The sequence below is a fragment of the Hirschia sp. genome (assembly GCF_058892565.1).
The window spans coordinates 29,646-48,465 of sequence record NZ_JBZXVU010000013.1 but is presented as its reverse complement, the minus strand read 5'-3'; the positions used below and the strand labels follow the sequence as shown (position 1 = coordinate 48,465).

The window sequence follows — 18,820 nt, the reverse complement described above, 5'->3', positions numbered from 1 at the left end:
GCATAAGAGAACCGGCACATAAGCAATCGATTGTTTCCAAACTGATTCAAACAGTTAAAATCGTGAATGTCCCCCCATAGGGAACAGCTTAAAATCGTCAGTGAGAGATCTGAAATGCAGGAAATGACGCAGAGCAACAATCTGCTATAAATTGACACAATGTCAGGCTAAATCTTGAAGGACATGCTCAACATCACACCAGCATTTCAACTTCTGACATAAAAATGCATGAACAAACTGCCTTGGGATTATAGGCGTTATTTTTAATGACCAAAAAAACGCGGCTAAGCGTAAATGCTCAACCGCGTTTTCCAATCAATTCTTACTAACGCATTTGTCCATAATTAGGGTCAATTTCTTCATTCAACCCTTCAGCTTTGGCTTTAATACCAGCTTCAGGCTGCATGTGCTCTGTCGTCAGCTCAGATAGATATGATCCATCTGTAATGCCCTTTTTACGCATTGCGATACCTGTGAGACAGGCCTGCATGATAAAGTTCGCATTCAATGCTGAACGATAGGTAGGGTCTTGCTCTGGTGCTAGCTCCACAAGCTCAAACCCAACCATGTCGTTTTCAGCACACAGACCACGTACGATAGGAATAGCTTCACGCATGGTCAAACCACCCGGAACAGGTGTACCCGTGCCCGGAATAAACGCTGGATCAAGAACATCGACGTCAAACGAGATGAATAGTTTTTTACCATCTTCTCTAGCCTCGGCGAGCGCCTGTTTCATAACAGCGTCCCAGCCCTTTTTCTCAACTTCAGGCATAGTGTGATATCTAACACCATTATTGCGCATCCATTCAAAACCTTCAGGACCCGGCCAACCGCCGCGCAACCCGACTTGAATATAGTTTTCGCCGAGTACGTGACCTTCTTTTACAGCACGATAAACTGGCTGTCCGTGTGAAAGAAAGTGTGGGCTATCCTTCCCGGCATCAAAGTGTGAGTCGAAGTGAACGACACCAAAACTTGCTTTTCCGTGTACATCGGCCAGTCCAGCAATGTCAGGATATTCAAGGCTGTGATCCCCACCCACAATAAACGGAATAGTACCGGTTTCAGCAATCTCTTTGATACGCTCACGCACGTGTAGCACAGACAATTCCGTGCTCATATTATCAATAGCGATATCACCATAATCAACAATGTTGAGCTCTTTGGACGGGTTCACCATTGTATTCATATCAATGCGTGCACCCGTCGCATATGAATTACGCATCGCCATCGGACCAAATTTCTGACCACGATAATACGACCCCATATCAAGTGGAGCACCGACAATGGCAACATCAACATTACCTGCGATCAAATCATCAGGGTACATTGCGATAGGTGCGCCTGCAAATGTGGCAATCCCACCGCGACTATTGGCATATCTGCTAACTGTAAATGGACCGGGCTCACGCTTAGGGTTGAGCTCTTTGGGCTTCATCACCTTCCAGCCATTATAGTTTGTGGCTTCAGTGTTCATTGGAATTGCGGCAAGGTCCGTTTCTGGATCAAACTTTCCTTCTTCAATGACATACTGCATTGCATCGACCATGGCCTCGATTTCTTTACCAGTCTTCTTTTCCAATCTCTGGTAAAGTTTTTCTTTGGTTCCGCCCACAAAACGAAGAGACTTATCGGAAAGTAAGAATTCTTTCTTTTCGTCTGGAAGCTTTTTGATCTTTTTTTCCAACCATTCGGGAGTCGGCGTTTCTTCAGCCTCTGCCTCAACAGCCTCCGCTGGTGCAGACTGCGCATTTACTGAAATAAAGGCTGGCGTCAAAGACACAGCCATTGCCATAAACGCACCGCCTAGAAGGACTTTTTTCAAACCCATAATTCATGCTCCCAAAAATAAAACTCTTAAAAACAAAACATAGAAGCCGTACACTTTTCCGCTATGGGTCAAATGACGTAGCATAAGAAATTACAGTCCAGACCAACCTCTAAATTACACAATTCAAAGGTTGCATTGACCTTCTAAAACACGCTCAAGGGCGACGTTATGCTCATCAAAATGCATACTCAATAATGCGTCGATATCCGCATCTACGGGTCCAAAATCAGTAAATTTTCCCGCGTTATTTTCAAACCTAATAAAAGTACGAAACGGCGGTGATGTAGCAATTGTATGCTGCATCATAGTTTCATCTTCCATCTCAAATTTATTTAAATGCGAATACGAAAACACTGCTGTCGGCAACGCCATGCGTTCTATTTTAAAAGGCCGTGTAAACGAAGATGACACCAAGGTATCATTCTCGTCTAGCTTCACAAAACCAATGGAAATATCAGACTCATTATCCAGCGTGCTTCGAATGAATTTATGGTCCCGTAGACCAATACCAATATCCGCCGTATCCACAGAAAAAACGCCAGAAAGCGCCGGGTCATCAACTTTAATATGCCCCGTATCTTCTACCAAAATTTCCAGCGTAATTCCCAATGTGATTGATCTATCATTATAGCTAGGCGTAAGCTCTCCATAGATAAAGCTATGCGTAGTCATGGCCGTTTCACAAGACGCTTTAGCCTGCTCACACGCCATTGCAGGCTCAACGCCAAAATTCACAATGTGATGTTCACCAATGTCCTTACCTGAAAAAGAGAGCGCCATACGGCATGATTGTGCTTTCACCGCTTCAGCATGAACCGGCCCATTCACAACAGCCATCATCAATGGAAAAAGAGAAAACAGTGACAGCTTCATAACGCGCTCTAAATTCCCCCAGCTTCGCGCAAAAACTGCACAACAGCGCCGCTACCATCCGCTCGCTTCAAATTGGTCAGCTCAAATGGACGCACACCTCTTACTTTTTTAGTATCTTCAATCATGCGCTCAAGGTCAGCCCCAACAGCATCAGCAAGGTCTGTTTTATTGATAATAAGCAGATCCGAGCGCGTGATTGCCGGCCCGCCCTTGCGCGGGATATCGTCTCCCTGACACACAGAAATTACATACAGCGTTATGTCAGCCAATTCCGGTGAAAACGTTGCCGCTAGATTATCGCCGCCTGATTCAATAAAGATCACATCCAGATCAGGATGTCGGCCCATCAATGTATCAATCGCGCGCAGATTTATCGACGCATCCTCACGAATAGCTGTATGCGGACAGCCACCTGTCTCTACACCTTCGATACGGCTTAAAGGCAAAGCCTGCATACGCATCAAAGCTTCGGCATCTTCCTTTGTGTAAATGTCATTGGTGACAACCCCCACAGACATCTGAGATGATAAAGCCTTACACAAACTAGCCGTGAGTGTTGTTTTACCTGTTCCTACAGGTCCACCAATCCCAACTCTTAAAGGGCCTTTAAAAGGTTCACTCATGAGCGGAAAATCCTTGAATGCTGCGTTTCGTGCTGCATAGACATAATATCAGACATAAATACATTCCCTCCCACTTCGCTGAGCGGCGTGCTAGCGGCAATGTTTGCAGTCTGAATTATATCTGATTCAAGCGTAGACAGAATTTGCACGCCAGCTTTTTGTCCAATCTGCCCCAGACGCTGCGCCGCTTGTATCAATGCACTCATAAAGGCTTGCAAGAAGGCTGTTACGGTCGCGATGATCGGTGAATCTATACGCGCACCAATCGCACCAACGGCCACTGAAAGAGGTTTTTGAAAACCACCATTTAAATCAATGCTTTTATCCCAAACCTGAACAGCTTGCAGAAATGCATCACCTTGGGCCATTGTCTCCAAATAGCGCTCAGAAGAACTCGCCATCGCCTCACATAAACTTGCTATTTCTGACAATTGGAAATGATCGTTGTGAGCCTTCCAGCTATGCGCACAGATGATTGCATCACTTCTCCCCGCGCCATTATGCAAAATACCTTCGAGCCATTGTGTCAGGCCATCGACTGAATTTATCCGTCCACATTCATAGGCTTGCTCAAGGCCGTGACTATAGGCAAACCCACCTGTTGGGAAAGCTGGTGACAGCCATGCTTGTAAGCGCACAAATGCATGCGGGTTTAAAGCAATCACACTTTCATCATTATAAGAAAAAGCGTTCATTTATTTATCTCATCCGTGTGATGGTGATGGTGATGGTGATGCGCATGGTGATGATGATGGCCTGTCATTGCATGTTCGCCAGTTTGCTCATCTTTGCCATCATAAGCCCCGCCCACTGGATCAAAAGGGTATTCGACTTCCTTCACAAAACCGCCAAGTCCCTCAATCATATCCTTGATCACATGGTCCTGACGAATAAATATGCGTTCAATTTCTATTTGCGCCGCCAAATGACGATTGCCGATATGCCACGCCAAAAACAAAAGGTGTTTGGGGTCAGTTCCGGTTATTTCATATAGATCTTCTTTGGTCGCCTGAACCTGAATGATCCGGCCATCTTCCAAAACCAAGCCATCACCATGCCGCAACAAACGCGCAGTCTGTAAATTCAGATAAAACGCTATACCGCCATCAGACACCATGCGGACACGACGGCGAAATCGCTCGGTTTCATCGAGTGTGATCGTATCGGAAAACTCACCGAAATCTCGTATAATTGTGGATGCTTGCATATTTAAAACAGGAAATATCGCTGAGCCATTGGCAATTCACTTGCTGGCTCACAGGTTAGCAAATCACCATCGGCGCGCACTTCATAAGTTTCAGGATCAACTTCAATGTGCGGCTTGTAGGAATTTAGCTTCATCGCAGATTTCCCAATGCCTCCTCGTGTATTTTTGACGGCGACCAGATCCTTCTCGACGCCTAGCTTTTTCGCCAAACCATCATGTATTGCAGCCTGAGACACGAAGGTGACTGAAGATTGCATTCGCATTTTTCCAAATGCACCAAACATTGGGCGCATATGAACAGGTTGTGGCGTGGGAATAGACGCATTGGGGTCACCCATTGGCGCAGCCGCAATAGATCCACCAATAAGAATAATATCCGGCTTCACGCCAAAAAAGGCTGGAGACCACAAAACAAGATCTGCGCGCTTACCAATTTCTATTGAACCAATCTCACGGTCCAGCCCCTGCGCGATGGCGGGGTTAATAGTATATTTGGCAATATAGCGCTTCACACGTTCATTATCATTATCGCCTTTTTCTTCGGGCAATGCCCCGCGCTGACGCTTCATTTTGTCCGCAGACTGCCATGTACGGATCAAAACCTCTCCAACCCGCCCCATTGCCTGACTATCAGAGGCAATGATAGAAAAAGCGCCCATATCATGCAGGATATCTTCAGCTGCAATTGTTTCCTTGCGGATACGGCTTTCAGCAAACGCAATATCTTCAGCTATGCTCGGATCAAGATGGTGACATACCATCAGCATATCCAAATGCTCTTCCACTGTATTGCGGGTATAGGGTCGCGTCGGATTGGTGGATGATGGAATGACATTCTCAAGCCCACACACACGGATAATATCAGGCGCATGTCCACCACCCGCCCCCTCTGTGTGAAACGCGTGAATGGTACGCCCCTTAATTGCGTCAATCGTCGATTCAACAAAGCCAGACTCATTTAGCGTATCGGTGTGGATCATCACCTGCACATCAAATTCATCAGCCACACCTAAACAACAATCAATCGCCCCAGGTGTCGTTCCCCAATCTTCATGCAGTTTCAAGGCAGCTGCGCCGCCGCGTATCATCTCTTCCAATGCTGCGGGTTGAGATGCATTGCCCTTGCCTGAAAAGGCCAAATTCATAGGAAAAGCGTCAGCCGCTTGGATCATCCGGCCAATATGCCATGGTCCGGGTGTACACGTTGTTGCTAAAGTACCGTGCGCTGGCCCTGTTCCACCGCCTACCATCGTTGTGACGCCGCTCATCAAGGCTTCTTCAATCTGTTGGGGACAAATAAAATGAATGTGCGAGTCAATGCCGCCTGCCGTCAGGATTTTGCCTTCACCAGCAATCACTTCCGTTCCTGGCCCAACGATAATATCTATATTGGGTTGCGTGTCTGGGTTACCTGCTTTGCCTATATGAGAAATACGACCAGACTTTAAACCAATATCTGCTTTGTATATGCCGGTATAATCAACGACCAATGCATTGGTAATAACTGTATCAACAGCGCCGTTTTCGCGGCTGACCTGAGACTGCCCCATGCCATCACGCAAAACTTTCCCACCACCAAATTTAACTTCTTCTCCCGGAATGGCGAAATCTTTTTCAACTTCGATAAAAAGCTCTGTATCAGCAAGCCGCACTTTGTCCCCCACCGTGGGACCAAACATGGACACATAAACCGAGCGAGGCACTTTTACAGACATTATAAATCGCCCATAATTTGCTGGCGAAACCCGAAGACTTTTTTCAATCCCAATAAAGGTGTCAAAGTCACATCACGCGCTTGGCCCGGTTCAAAACGCACAGCCGTTCCTGCCATGATATCCAGCCGCATTCCCCGCGCCTTTTCCCGATCGAATGTTAGGAATGGATTAGCTTCATAGAAATGATAGTGAGATCCAATCTGAACTGGTCGATCTCCCGTGTTCGCCACTTTGAGACTGACTGTCTCTTGGCCAACATTTATCTCAATGTCTTCTGCGCTAAGAATGATCTCACCAGGAAGCATAATATCCTCCTATTGCACAAGTGCGACAAGCGCCGCACTCAAAAAAACACTTTGTCCTAAACGAGAAACAAGCGCGCCGTTTTTATCGATGCTGAGGCTCGAGAACATTTTTGCTAGGGCCGCAACGCAAATCGCCATCAAAGCAACAGAAGATACCCACAAACTCGCGAGGAACTCACCATTTTCGACCCACAAGGTTTGACCAACCCCGTAACTATGTGAACATCCGAATGCAAAAATGGCCACAAAACCAACCCAGTTTGGCAGACGCGAATTCAACCCGATAAGCACGGCAAATACCGCAATATAAGCATATTCAACCCATTGAGCATTTAAGATGGAAGTTGCGCTAGATATCAAAAGGCCACTAGCAAATACCAAAGAACTCAGAACTAAAGTCTCCAGAGTTGAACGCCCTGTTGCCTGCTTCACCCCAACGCAAACCAAACTAATTGCAAGAATAGAAAGCAAATGATCAAAGCCTGAAAACGGATGCAGCAAACCTGTCATCACATCACTCAAAGACACAAATGTCGCTGGCTCAGTATGTGTATGTCCCGGATGGGCAAAGGCAACTGGGGCCAAAGTAAACAGGGACAGCGCAAACCATCTAGACGCATGTTTCATTTTAAGTCTCCACCGATCGTATAGGATTGTGCACTGTGACGAGTTTCGTGCCATCAGGGAAAGTTGCTTCAACCTGAATGTCTGGGATCATTTCTGAAATGCCTTCCATCACCTGATCACGGCGCAAGACATGTGCGCCCGCCTCCATAAGATCAGCGACACTTCGCCCATCCCGCGCACCTTCGACAATAAAATCTGTAATTAAAGCAACGCTTTCAGGGTGATTAAGAACAACTCCCCGCTCAAGCCTGCGGCGTGCAACATTGGCCGCCATAGCAATCAGCAATTTGTCTTTTTCACGCGGGGTCAAGATCATTGTTTTTCCTCAACACAACACAATTCACATGGACCACACACGCGGCGTAACTCCATTCGAGGACAGCTGCATGACCAGTTGAACTACGCACTTTCTCAAGTCGTATCCCGTCTGCCCAACCAGCCGTATAAGTAATTTAGCGTATGGACCAACTTGCCAGAAAGACACGCCACCGGTGACGCCTTGTGCTGCTTCACAGATTTCACGGCATGCTTCCAAATGACGTTCGCACCCCTTTTCCACCATTAAAAGCGTCGCTGTAGCGGTGCCACCATTGGCCACCACAGGAGTTTGCAATTGTGCATGAACATCACCCTTTAACCGCAAATTTTCTGCATGTATCAACTGGCCTTCAACGTGCACACGCCAACTATCTTGCAGCGCCCCCTCCTGCATCGTCTCCCCCATCAATTCGCGTCCCCAAACGACTGCTTCAATGGCTAAAAAACGCGAACTCTCTTCTAAATTCACATTTAGCTTCCGGTTTAAACGGGCATTATTAAACAAGATAGTTTCTTGGGGAGCCCAAACGAGACTTGCATTGTCCTCAACTGTAAAATCCAGATTGATAACAGCATCTTGCCCCAATGATTTGTAAACGCGGTCACAGGCCTGACTCGTCAGCGTGAGGTCCGCATCCTTTTGGACACTCACCTGAATAGACATACTATCACCACCCGCGAGACCGCCTGACGTGTTGACCAAAATGCCTTCAAGGTCTTGCCCGATATGATTTTTAGGAAAGCGTAATTTCAACGCATCTTTTTGATATAAACGCTGCAATTGCGTTCGACCATTTGGCGCGTCTACCACAAGCTGACCACGACTATGAGATCTCTGCATTTGGGTCTTTGGCGCATTCTCAATCGCATACATATCCATAACCAAACCTCAAAACGCTAACAGATTTTGAGGATGGGTGTTTGCATGTAAAAGAGCAAAACAATGCTCATATTGAAAACTTAAATTGCTGCTTTGCTCAAAAATGCACATGTAATTGCACTTTTTGCTGCGTAATTTGTCACTTTCATAATTTCGTACGCAGCGCCCAAACAAAAAAACAGGCTTCAGTCAAAAGACCAAAGCCTGTTCTCTATTTTAATCTGGCAAAATTTCTAGATTAGAATTTCCAGCCAATTTCTGCACGTACCCAACGTGGCTTACCGTGATATTCCTCAATCATACCAATCCAGTCAGACAGATCGAAAGTTTGCACACGATATTCTTCTTCACCAAGGTTCTCAACTGAGAGACGGAAATCCCAGTTTGCGTCCGCTGGTGCCAAAGAAATTGATGCATTTACAAGAGTATATCCATCTTCAGTCGTAGCTGGTGTCACATCCAAACCGAAATAGTGCTCGGATTGATATTGTCCATCAACTTGGAAAGCGATATCCCCCCAATCACCAAGCGAATGTTCATAACGAATAAGTCCATTCGCATTCCATTCTGGTGAGTTTGAAGAAGTCAGCGTTTGGTCAGGAAATCCAACAACATCAGTAACTTTAATATCCGCATACGCCACACCACCTTGGATGGTTAAGCCCTCAAATGGCATGGCTTGAATTTCAAGTTCCGCACCCTTGTTGACCGCTTGCGCGTTTATCGTTGCACTTCCAAGACCGCCTGGAAAATTGGTGTACGCTTGGTAGTTACCATAATCATAGTAATAAACCGCTGTATTCACACGCAAAGCACCCGGAATAACATCCCACTTCGCACCAACTTCATATGAATCCAATTGCTCAGGCTCATAAGTAAGGAACTCAGGATCAACCAAAAGCGCTGATGTTGGGTCAAATGGTGGCTGACTGAAACCACCTGATTTCACACCGCGATTATACCCTGCATAGGTTAGCAACCCATCCATTGGACGATACTGAGCTTGAAGGCTCCATGCTTCCATAGAGAAGTCACGCTCATCTGGATCAAAGCCAGAAAGCGTATCAATCACGATTGTTCTTGGATCTAATCCACTTGTTGCATTTTCATCAAAGTGCACATCTTCTCGAAGTGATTCAAAATCTTTTGACTCTTCAATATAACGCAGACCTGCAATGAATGTGAATTTGTCGAGCGTGTATTCTGCTTGTCCAAAAATAGACGCAGATGTTGTTGATGAGCTGGACGGTGTTCTATCACCATTTGCCAGCGTTATATCAGTGAGAACATCTTCTTCAGTATATAGACCTTCTGAATACAGTGCATAGAGATACGGTGAAATACCACCTGTTGAGTCATCACTGGAGAGGTCCATATAATAGAGACCACCGACAAGATTTAGGTCGCCAATCGTTGTAGCAACACGCAATTCTTGCGAAAACTGCTCCGCATCATTGGTTTGATAATACTCATACGCTCTGACAGGTGTTGCATCAGTATCCTCGATATAATCGCGGAAATTTGTCTGATAGTCGGTAATGGATGTGATTTCGAAATTCCCGACATCCCACTTAATCGTCGCGGTATAGCCTTCTGTCTCAGATATGTTGAAACCTACAGTGTCATAATCACCTGCGTAGATATCGCCATCCAAGTCATCAGGATAATCACCCAACATAGGGTTTGCGACACCAGGTGTTTCTACACCGCCGCCATTCACCGCTGAGACATATTCAAAGAAACCCGTGCGAATATCCTGACCACCCTTACGATAGTTTAGCAAAATGCTCAGATCATCGGTTGGCTCAGCAAGTAGTTGAAAACGAAATCCGCTATCATTGTTATTGTTGAGCTTTTGCTCAGGGTGCTCACGATTAGTGACATATCCATCAGAAGTATGAACAGCAGCAGATAAACGCGCGGACAACCAATCATTCAAAGGAATATTGACCGCACCTTTCATCTCTAGATCGCCATAATCACCATATGAAAATTTACCAAACCCCTCATAAACATCGGTTGGTTTTACGGTCGTATACTGGACCAATCCACCCGTTGCATTTCGACCAAATAGTGTCCCCTGAGGTCCACGCAAAACCTCCACCATATCGATATCAAAAAGCAAGAAACCAGTTGCCGACATTTGTGATATGTAGACTTCATCCACATACACAGCGACTGGGCTTTCCACATTGGTCGTTAGGTCATTGTTTGAAACCCCACGCACCGCAAATGAATAGCTGCCTTCACCATTTGGTTGAACAGCTACGACACCGGGCGAAAACGCCGCCACATCTTGTGCGTTTGTAAAACCAAGCGCTTCCATTTGGTCGCCATTCAACGCGGTAATAGCAATACCAACGTCTTGTTGATTTTGCTCTCTTTTTTGAGCAGTCACCACCACTTTATCAAACAGTAATGAACTATCTTTTTTGGCTTCTGCAACTGGCTCTCCAGCTTCTTGAGCAAACGAAGCCGGCTGTAATGCACACAATATTGCAAAAGGAACGATCGCAGCGCTTTGACGCAACCGCTTGAATACAGAATTTCTGGATATGGTTTTGTTAATTTTGTACATCGTTCAGATCTCCCCTAACGACAAAAATTATCTCGACTCACGCGAAACGAGACCTACAAACTCCCTAAAATCCCCACTCAAAATTCGATCGTCAGTTAAAACCAACCAAAGTAAAACTTGATGTTATAATTGAAGACCTCATATCGAGGTAGAAACCAATTCATTGTTGATTTCATATGTTTTTCTTCACTCTACACTTCAAAACAGCTCAACCCTTGCAATTAGGGCCAAGGATAATCAGCAACGGGGTGACCTTGCTCAGCAAGGCGCGCCACAACTGCTCTGCGATATTCAACGATGTTATTCACCGGCACAGCTTTCAAAGCTTGCAATTCTTCAACGGTAAAATGCGGGGGGCGATCTCCTTGAGTATCCTCACCCCACTCATCGATCAGATAATTTAATACATCGACCAATTGCCCATCATTCAGACGGGCCGAAACCACACCCGGCACATGCGCAATATAAACCCGACCTTCAGGATCATTGGCCATCGGTCCAAGATATCCTTGAAATTGAGGTACGCCCCCGCCCAGCGACCCTCCACCACTGGCCTGATGACACCCTGAACATCGCAATAAAAATAGCGACCGTGGTGATTTCATTTCTGCAACCACTTTGTTTTCAGACTGCACATAAGCACTATTGGCTTCTTCAGCGAATGCAGGGAGAGATGACACACTCAACCCTGCACACGCACCAAGAATAGCAAGAAACGATCTACGCATATCTACTCAGCAACCCCAACAATAAGCGCCACTGTACAGTGATAGCCTTTGTTCGCGTTCGCCATGCACCAATTAATGTCATTGTGTAGTCCCATAGAATATGCGGGACGTTCACCTTCACTGCGAAGACAGAATTGAGCTTCAGAATAGCCCGTTTTCCCACAACAATCATAGTAAGAGACGAGATAGTCGCGTTCATCACCCGGATTATGACAAGTTCCTACCCAAGAAACTTCTGACGCCTCAGCCCCAACAGGACAACTTGTTGTCGAACCACCCATTGTCGTACAGAGGTTTCCATCAAGGGCACAATAGCGCCAGTAATCACATGATGTGTCGTCGTCATCACCTTCTTTTTCAACCGGTGTCGGGCTTCCCCATGCTCGGTCAAAAGGCAATACGCTGATAACTAAACCACCTGCTACAAAGCCACCAATTTTGGCCAACGCACTACGACGGCCATGCAAACGCGCACTACTACGCGCACTTTGTTCTACCGAACTGTCGAGCAGACGCCCGATTTTATCAAATATAGTCAGCATACTTCACTCTCCCGCCAATTCGGCACATTGCCAAAACACTCTTGAATTCGTCTCATCGAAAATTGCCCAAGGGCATAACGATTACTTTCTGGCGCATGCGGCACCAAAACCATTGTCACCTTCATCCAACAGCCTCCATTTCACGGATCGCCACCAATTCCTGAACGGATGGCACTCCTCGTTCCAAGGCATTGAAAAGACTCTCTAATTGCTCGCGATTATTGACGAGACCTTTCGCCCGAACGATACCTTCAGCATCAATGACAACAGCGAATGGAAGACGTTGAACGCGGTAGCCCATACCTAGATCAGCCGACAACACGTATGGATAATCCTTGAGCCTGTTTTTAGCGATAAATTCACGATGCTTATTGGCATCCCCATCACTGGCAAAAACCACATCAACGCGATCACCTTCTTCAGAACGAATACCCGCCAATACTGGTAGAAGCTGCTTACACACCGGACATGTTGGAGACAAAAAGAAAACGAGCTTAGCTTTGTCGCCCTCAGCACCAATCATTACATTGTCAGGTCCATTTAGGTTCTGAATAGAGAATAGTGGACTGGGTGCCCCAACTTCAGGACCAGAACTATCCATAAGGGCCCCAACAGGAGAGACACGCTCATACAGCACGCCGATTTGACGCAACATAACCCACATCATGACCACAATAGCCAACACGACCACCCAAAGAGTCAAAATAGCGAAAAGAGTAAGACTCATGACATGCCCCCTATAGTTGCTTGCGTCCCCGAAGACAGCGTGTTGCGCATACGATTAACGTTGGCAAAAGCCTTCTGGGACATGAAAAAGAACACTGCCACGAGAAGGGATAACGTCCCGATGACAGTCATTTCGACAGCCCCGTTCAACTGTCCCATTCCCAGCGCCGCACCAACCATAAGCAAGCACAACACGCTATTTCTAACGACCAAAGCCCAACTTAAAGGTTCTGGTTCGTCGCCACAGCCACAATCAATAACGACATTTTGGCGAATGAGATTGATTGCAATTGCAGCCGCATAGATAGACAGCAAACCAAATGCAAACACGCCGCCTACATTCTGCGTCCAAGGCAAAATCAATAAACCTGCGGTCACTAATTCCGCCCATGGTATCGCGATGGACATTGGTCTCTGAAACGTCTCAGGAATTAGGCGGTAAGCTGCCAACACTCCTTCAAACCGTCCTGCTTCGGCGAATTTAACGTAGGCAGCATGCAAAAATAGCAAACTTGTAAAACCGACCGCCAAAGCAATTGAATATCGAACAAACTCAGTCATCTCGATTACTTCTCAGCTACCAGATAACCCACACCTTTTAAGTCGAATTCGGCAGTAAGTTTGGCAGCAAATTTGGCTCCAGGATCAACTTCGTATTTATACAGACCACTATCATGAGAGTCTGTTCCGAAAACCAATGGCTTATCTTTCGCTTGGTTCACGCTGATATTAACAATGTGCTCAACAGCGGAACGATAAAGAACTTTCTTGTTCTTGATGTCCAAAGCCCACATTTCCTCAGCGCCATTTTTGTGACTTCCGTCCTTGGCATCTGAATGCATCAAGACGAACAAAATGCCATTGGGTTCGTTAAAGGCAGATAGCTCATAACCACCCGGTGCCCAGTTTCCCTCTATACCTTCATTGAATTTCCACTCATCGCGCAGAACAGCTTCCGTCCCCTCATCAGAGACAGTGACAACTGACCCATCATAGGAAATGAACATAAGATTGATGCCATCGCGTTGCGCATTCGAAAATAACGGTTTTGTTTCCACATCAAAGATGGGCTCACTTGCTTTTTGTCTTAGGAATTTTCCGTCAGAACCGATCACATAAGTGACCATTGCGCCGTCACCACAAAGTGTTGAATATTTGCTGCCGCTTGTAGATGGATAGATACCCCAGCAACCAGGGTTGGGAATTTCATCAACGACTTCGCCAGAACTCAATTTAACAACACTAACAGATGTTGCCGGTGTTGCATTCTGTACAAACGCCCATTTTCCATCAGAAGACAAAGCCAAAACAGTCACCTGCGCAGCCACTTGAGCCATGCGAGGAAGCATTTCGACTTCTTGCTCGAATGCCAGTGTTTTAACGTCAAACTTCTGTAAATATGCCGACACAGGTCCATACATCATGCGTTCAGCAAATGCGGATACGATGTATCCCTCTTCATTTCCTGGAAGCATTGCAACTTGTGGCGTTAAGCCAGCAGGGATATTCCCTTTATAAGAAAGGTCATCCGCAGAAAGCACTAAGACTGATGAGGCACCAGCCCATGAACTCGACAATACGTATACATTTTCGCCGTCTGGAATCTCTTTTTCAACTGTTAGCTCTTCAGGCGCGATAGGTTCCTGCGCAAACCCGACAGGCGAAGCTAGAAATATTAAAGCACCCAGTGCGCACGATTTCAATGACATTATCCAGTATCCCCGTCTTTTGACAAATATTAGAGCGAATACACATCCGCTTTACTAAAAACGATAACTTGAACAAATCTTCCCCGGTCTCAATTCACATGGAATTGAGTTTTATGAATACTTACAAAATAATGTAATCTACTCTGAACAAGATTGTATTTTCAGGTCTCCCCATCAAGTACAATTTGTTTAAGACGGCAATTTCAATATATTTTGACAATCGTACTAAAAATTAAATTTCTCTGCTCAAAAGTTATTCGAGCGCCATAGAAACGCTCAAAATCTGCCCATAAAACAGACCAAATACTGAAGCCGGTACATCAATATGGTTAAAACGTATGCTTCAGGTTGAAAAATCCGCCTAATTAATCCGCGCCTCTAAAGGCACTCAAGATAGCAATACGTATTTTACCCCACAAATATCGTACGATTGTACTATAATATTTGAAGCATGATTAAATTTAAAGCAATTACAGCCAGAAACAAACGCGTTTTTGCTCACCACCTTCAACAAGAAGAGGAATTAAAATACCACAGATATAGACACAAAACCGCCCAAACATTCGGCCACAATATTAGAGACATATTATGAGAATCCCCACTCTGCCCAAAATCAGCTTCGTTTTAGCAACATGCACATTAGCAACATTTGCTCCCACCCTTTCTGTCGCACACGCCGATGTAGAAAAAGGTGAGAAGCTGTTCAAACTCCAATGTGCTGTCTGCCATTATGTAGAACCCGCCAAGACAAAAATGGGCCCATCTCTTTTTGGTATTGTCGGCAGCAAATCAGCTAGCTCAGAAGGCTTTCGCTACTCACCCGCTATGAAAGAAGCAGGCCTCACATGGGATGCACAAACTCTGGATGAATTCCTAGCATCGCCCCGCAAAGCTGTACCACGCACGAGCATGGCATTTGTTGGCCAAAAGTCAGAAGAAAAAAGAGCCGACCTAATCGCCTATCTTGAAACGCTGAAATAGGCCCAATTCAAACACCCCACACAACGAGGCTATTCTACTTTCCTCCAAAGTGACGTCCTGCTCAAAGCATGATAATAAGAAACATGGTGTTGAGCTTTGACCAAACAAAGAAAGAGCACTCTGACCGTGTGCTGGAGATAGTCTCCACAGATAGCGCTGCCGCAAAATCAGTGCTCGCTGCCTCTTGGGTGCGCTCATACAAAACTTTTCATCTGGCTCCTGATTCTCATCAAACAAGCCGAATCTGCGATTCAATAGAGTTTGCAAACGCAACAGAGCGCTCAGGGCGCATGATGAAGGTCGCAGAGCCTATATTGGACCGCCTATTCTCAACCGTTAAATTATCTGGATTCAGCACAGTCTTATGCGATTCTAATGGCGTTATCTTACAGCAACGACAATGCCCGACAGATGAAGAAAGTTTTGAAAAATCAGGCTTTTCGATAGGTGCCGATTGGTCCGAGCAATATCAAGGTACAAATGGAATTGGAACTTGCCTCGCTGAAAAAACATCAACGACAATCCTAAAAGATCAGCACTACAAGACCAATCATATAGGCCTAAGCTGTTTTGGCGCGCCCGTATTTGCTTCTAAGGGTGAGTTACTTGGCGTACTGGATGTAACATCCTGCCGAGATGAAATAGACGCCGGACTAAATGCGCTAATATCACAAGCCCTATCCGAAGCGACAACCCAAATCGAACTCAGCTATTTTTGTGATGAATTTGCTGATGCGCGCATTATTCGCGGACACTCAGACCAAGCAAACCCTGCCAGCCTTCTGGCTGTTGATGCGTATGACATAGTGGTCGGCGCAACGCGTGCCGCACGCCGCCAATACGGCTTATCTCCCGCAGGAGACATTTCTCCTATCTCTGCGGCAGAGATCGTTGGCGACATGGAATCTCGCGGAACTGGATTTGAAAGTGCAGAACGGCGCGAGCTGCGCCGAGTTCTAGCAAAAGTGAATGGAAATATGACGGCTGCTGCGCGCGAATTGGGGGTCAGCCGGGCCACAATATACAGACGCGCCACCAAACTTGGCCTAAAATGCAAATAGCTTCCAAAAGCGTCTCGATATAGAGACACTCTGGTGTCTCAATCTATTTTTCAGCCACGACATTCTTTGCTTTATCCATAAATATACCCCTCAAACCGCACCGAAAACTGGGCGGAAAAATAGTTGAGGAAACACCATGGCTGACACAGCAGAAATACAAGCAATCGACACAACTTCACCCTTCAAAACAAAATATGAAAACTATATTGGCGGCCAATTCACGCCACCTGTAAATGGTCGATATTTCGACAATGTGACGCCCATTACAGGACAAGTCGTGTGCCAAATTGCGCGCTCAGATGGTGCCGATGTAGAATTAGCGCTTAACGCTGCGCACAAGGCAAAGCACGGATGGGGCGCAACATCACCAACGGACCGCTCAAACATTCTTCTAAAAATTGCCGATCGTATTGAGGAAAATCTCGCCCTCATCGCCAAAGCAGAAACATGGGATAATGGGAAACCAATTCGCGAAACGACAGCTGCAGATATTCCTTTGTCAGCAGACCATTTTCGATATTTCGCAGGTGTCTTGCGCGGACAAGAGGGCAATATGTCCGAAATCGACAAGGATACAATCGCCTATCATTATCACGAACCACTTGGCGTCGTTGGTCAAATCATTCCCTGGAATTTTTCTATTCTTATGGCAGCGTGGAAACTTGCTCCCGCACTTGCCGCTGGAAACTGCGTTGTCATAAAACCCGCCGAACAAACACCCGCCGCAATAATGGTGTTGGTTGAAATTATCGCAGACTTATTACCCGCCGGTGTTTTAAACGTCGTTAATGGATATGGAGCCGAAGTTGGTGCTCCCCTCGCCAAATCCCCTAGAATTGCAAAGATTGCTTTCACCGGCTCAACCCAAACCGGTAAAATGATTATGCAATATGCCACCGAAAATCTTATTCCGGTGACTTTAGAACTTGGCGGCAAGTCCCCAAATATCTTCTTTCCAGATGTGATGCGTAAAGACGACGCTTTTCTTGATAAAGCGATAGAAGGTTTTGTGTTGTTCGCATTCAATCAGGGAGAAGTATGTACATCTCCTAGCCGCGCACTCATCCATGAAGATATTTATGAGGCATTCATTGAACGCGCCATTCAACGCGTAAAGGCAATCAAGCAAGGCGACCCACGCGACATGTCAACAATGGTCGGTGCACAAGCAAGCGCCGAACAACAGGAGAAAATTCTTTCTTATCTCAAGATTGGCGTCGAAGAAGGTGCTCAAGTGCTTGCTGGTGGAGCAGCCGCACAAATGGACGGCGAACTGGCAAGCGGATATTATATTCAGCCAACCGTGTTAAAGGGACACAACAAAATGCGTGTCTTCCAAGAAGAAATCTTTGGACCTGTCGTTTCAGTGACAACTTTCAAAACATCTGAAGAAGCTTTAGCACTGGCAAACGACACCATGTATGGCTTGGGTGCAGGCGTTTGGTCTCGCGATATGAACACTTGTTATCGCTTTGGTCGCGCAATTCAAGCTGGACGTGTTTGGGTCAATAATTATCACGCCTACCCTGCTCATGCGGCATTTGGCGGATACAAACAGTCTGGAATTGGTCGCGAAAACCACAAAATGATGCTCGATCATTATCAGCAGACCAAAAATATGCTGGTCAGCTATAATCCAAACAAATTGGGGTTCTTCTAAAGCTCTAATTGAAACTCATCTAAGCTAGATAACAATAAGAGGCGCGAACACCTGTTTCAAACGGATGTTCGCGCCTTTTCTGTTTGGCGATTAGCAATCCCGCTCCTGTCAGTAATCTCATAGTTCACCCCGCACATGGCTGGTGTCATTCTTTTCATTTAAATCCGCACAAAATCACTCCTCCTCACATTCTCAATATGTGTAAAATTTCTCACCCCTCCTCGATAAAGCCGAATTACGCGACCATTTCTTGGCAGGCGGATGGCAACCATTTTTCATTTGCCCAACCTCAAAACCACATAAAATCCACCCCACCTCCCATAAATTATTCAATTAAAACGCATAAAAATTAGACATTTGTCCTATAAAATGCCCGCGGAGCGCGCAAAATCAATGATTTTGCTTGATATTTCTACTTTTTGCTGAGATCATGCTCTCAAATATAACAACGAG

At 45.9% G+C, this 18,820-nt stretch carries 19 protein-coding genes; 3 read left to right on the top strand and 16 right to left on the bottom strand.

Annotated elements, in window-relative coordinates; translation table 11 throughout:
• Window positions 1-325: 325 nt before the first annotated feature.
• The 16 genes from AC5EF3_RS05610 to AC5EF3_RS05535 form a co-directional block, all read right to left on the bottom strand.
• A complete protein-coding gene (locus AC5EF3_RS05610) occupies window positions 326-1,834 on the bottom strand; it encodes an agmatinase family protein (RefSeq protein ID WP_015828548.1) in 1,509 nt (502 codons plus the stop codon).
• Between the two features lie 123 nt (window positions 1,835-1,957).
• Window positions 1,958-2,707, bottom strand: coding sequence for a hypothetical protein (locus AC5EF3_RS05605; protein ID WP_493547338.1), 750 nt, complete (start codon window positions 2,705-2,707; stop codon window positions 1,958-1,960).
• An 8-nt stretch (window positions 2,708-2,715) separates the two neighbouring features.
• On the bottom strand, window positions 2,716-3,330 hold the full coding sequence (ureG, locus tag AC5EF3_RS05600) for an urease accessory protein UreG (protein ID WP_493547337.1): 615 nt from the start codon (window positions 3,328-3,330) through the stop codon (window positions 2,716-2,718).
• The gene (locus AC5EF3_RS05595) at window positions 3,327-4,025 is read right to left on the bottom strand and encodes an urease accessory protein UreF (protein WP_493547336.1); all 699 of its coding nucleotides are present in this window, start codon (window positions 4,023-4,025) and stop codon (window positions 3,327-3,329) included. Before AC5EF3_RS05595 ends, ureG begins: the two co-directional genes overlap by 4 nt.
• Window positions 4,022-4,537: an urease accessory protein UreE gene (locus AC5EF3_RS05590; protein WP_493547335.1), complete on the bottom strand. Its 516-nt coding sequence runs from the start codon at window positions 4,535-4,537 to the stop codon at window positions 4,022-4,024. The genes AC5EF3_RS05595 and AC5EF3_RS05590 overlap by 4 nt, the downstream gene beginning before the upstream one ends.
• 2 nt (window positions 4,538-4,539) lie before the next feature.
• Complete coding sequence (gene ureC, locus AC5EF3_RS05585; protein ID WP_493547334.1) at window positions 4,540-6,252, bottom strand: urease subunit alpha; 1,713 nt, start codon at window positions 6,250-6,252, stop codon at window positions 4,540-4,542.
• Window positions 6,252-6,557 carry an urease subunit beta gene (locus AC5EF3_RS05580; protein ID WP_015828554.1) on the bottom strand — a complete coding sequence of 102 codons (306 nt, stop codon included), beginning with the start codon at window positions 6,555-6,557 and terminating at the stop codon, window positions 6,252-6,254. The genes ureC and AC5EF3_RS05580 overlap by 1 nt, the downstream gene beginning before the upstream one ends.
• Before the next feature lie 9 nt (window positions 6,558-6,566).
• Window positions 6,567-7,184, bottom strand: a complete 618-nt coding sequence (locus tag AC5EF3_RS05575) for a HupE/UreJ family protein (protein ID WP_493547333.1) — start codon at window positions 7,182-7,184, stop codon at window positions 6,567-6,569.
• Window position 7,185: 1 nt separating this feature from the next.
• Window positions 7,186-7,500, bottom strand: coding sequence for an urease subunit gamma (locus tag AC5EF3_RS05570; protein ID WP_015828556.1), 315 nt, complete (start codon window positions 7,498-7,500; stop codon window positions 7,186-7,188).
• Window positions 7,501-7,524: 24 nt separating this feature from the next.
• Window positions 7,525-8,382, bottom strand: a complete 858-nt coding sequence (locus AC5EF3_RS05565; RefSeq protein WP_493547332.1) for an urease accessory protein UreD — start codon at window positions 8,380-8,382, stop codon at window positions 7,525-7,527.
• A gap of 238 nt (window positions 8,383-8,620) precedes the next feature.
• Complete coding sequence (locus AC5EF3_RS05560; RefSeq protein ID WP_493547331.1) at window positions 8,621-10,960, bottom strand: TonB-dependent receptor; 2,340 nt, start codon at window positions 10,958-10,960, stop codon at window positions 8,621-8,623.
• A gap of 221 nt (window positions 10,961-11,181) precedes the next feature.
• A complete protein-coding gene (locus AC5EF3_RS05555) occupies window positions 11,182-11,688 on the bottom strand; it encodes a hypothetical protein (protein ID WP_493547330.1) in 507 nt (168 codons plus the stop codon).
• Between the two features lie 2 nt (window positions 11,689-11,690).
• Entirely contained in the window at window positions 11,691-12,230 is a 540-nt protein-coding gene (locus tag AC5EF3_RS05550) for a methylamine dehydrogenase light chain (RefSeq protein ID WP_493547329.1), read from the bottom strand.
• 121 nt (window positions 12,231-12,351) lie between these two features.
• The gene (locus AC5EF3_RS05545) at window positions 12,352-12,957 is read right to left on the bottom strand and encodes a redoxin family protein (RefSeq protein WP_015828562.1); all 606 of its coding nucleotides are present in this window, start codon (window positions 12,955-12,957) and stop codon (window positions 12,352-12,354) included.
• Complete coding sequence (locus AC5EF3_RS05540) at window positions 12,954-13,517, bottom strand: MauE/DoxX family redox-associated membrane protein (protein ID WP_493547328.1); 564 nt, start codon at window positions 13,515-13,517, stop codon at window positions 12,954-12,956. The genes AC5EF3_RS05545 and AC5EF3_RS05540 overlap by 4 nt, the downstream gene beginning before the upstream one ends.
• Window positions 13,518-13,522: 5 nt before the next feature.
• Window positions 13,523-14,665, bottom strand: coding sequence for an amine dehydrogenase large subunit (locus AC5EF3_RS05535; protein WP_493547327.1), 1,143 nt, complete (start codon window positions 14,663-14,665; stop codon window positions 13,523-13,525).
• A gap of 588 nt (window positions 14,666-15,253) precedes the next feature.
• Here AC5EF3_RS05535 and AC5EF3_RS05530 point away from each other — a divergent pair.
• The 3 genes from AC5EF3_RS05530 to exaC all read left to right on the top strand — a co-directional run bounded on the left by AC5EF3_RS05530 (window position 15,254) and on the right by exaC (window position 18,367).
• Window positions 15,254-15,646: a c-type cytochrome gene (locus tag AC5EF3_RS05530; protein ID WP_015828565.1), complete on the top strand. Its 393-nt coding sequence runs from the start codon at window positions 15,254-15,256 to the stop codon at window positions 15,644-15,646.
• An 89-nt stretch (window positions 15,647-15,735) separates the two neighbouring features.
• A complete protein-coding gene (locus AC5EF3_RS05525) occupies window positions 15,736-16,707 on the top strand; it encodes a GAF domain-containing protein (protein ID WP_493547326.1) in 972 nt (323 codons plus the stop codon).
• A 136-nt stretch (window positions 16,708-16,843) separates the two neighbouring features.
• The gene (exaC, locus tag AC5EF3_RS05520) at window positions 16,844-18,367 is read left to right on the top strand and encodes an acetaldehyde dehydrogenase ExaC (protein WP_015828567.1); all 1,524 of its coding nucleotides are present in this window, start codon (window positions 16,844-16,846) and stop codon (window positions 18,365-18,367) included.
• Window positions 18,368-18,820: the final 453 nt, after the last annotated feature.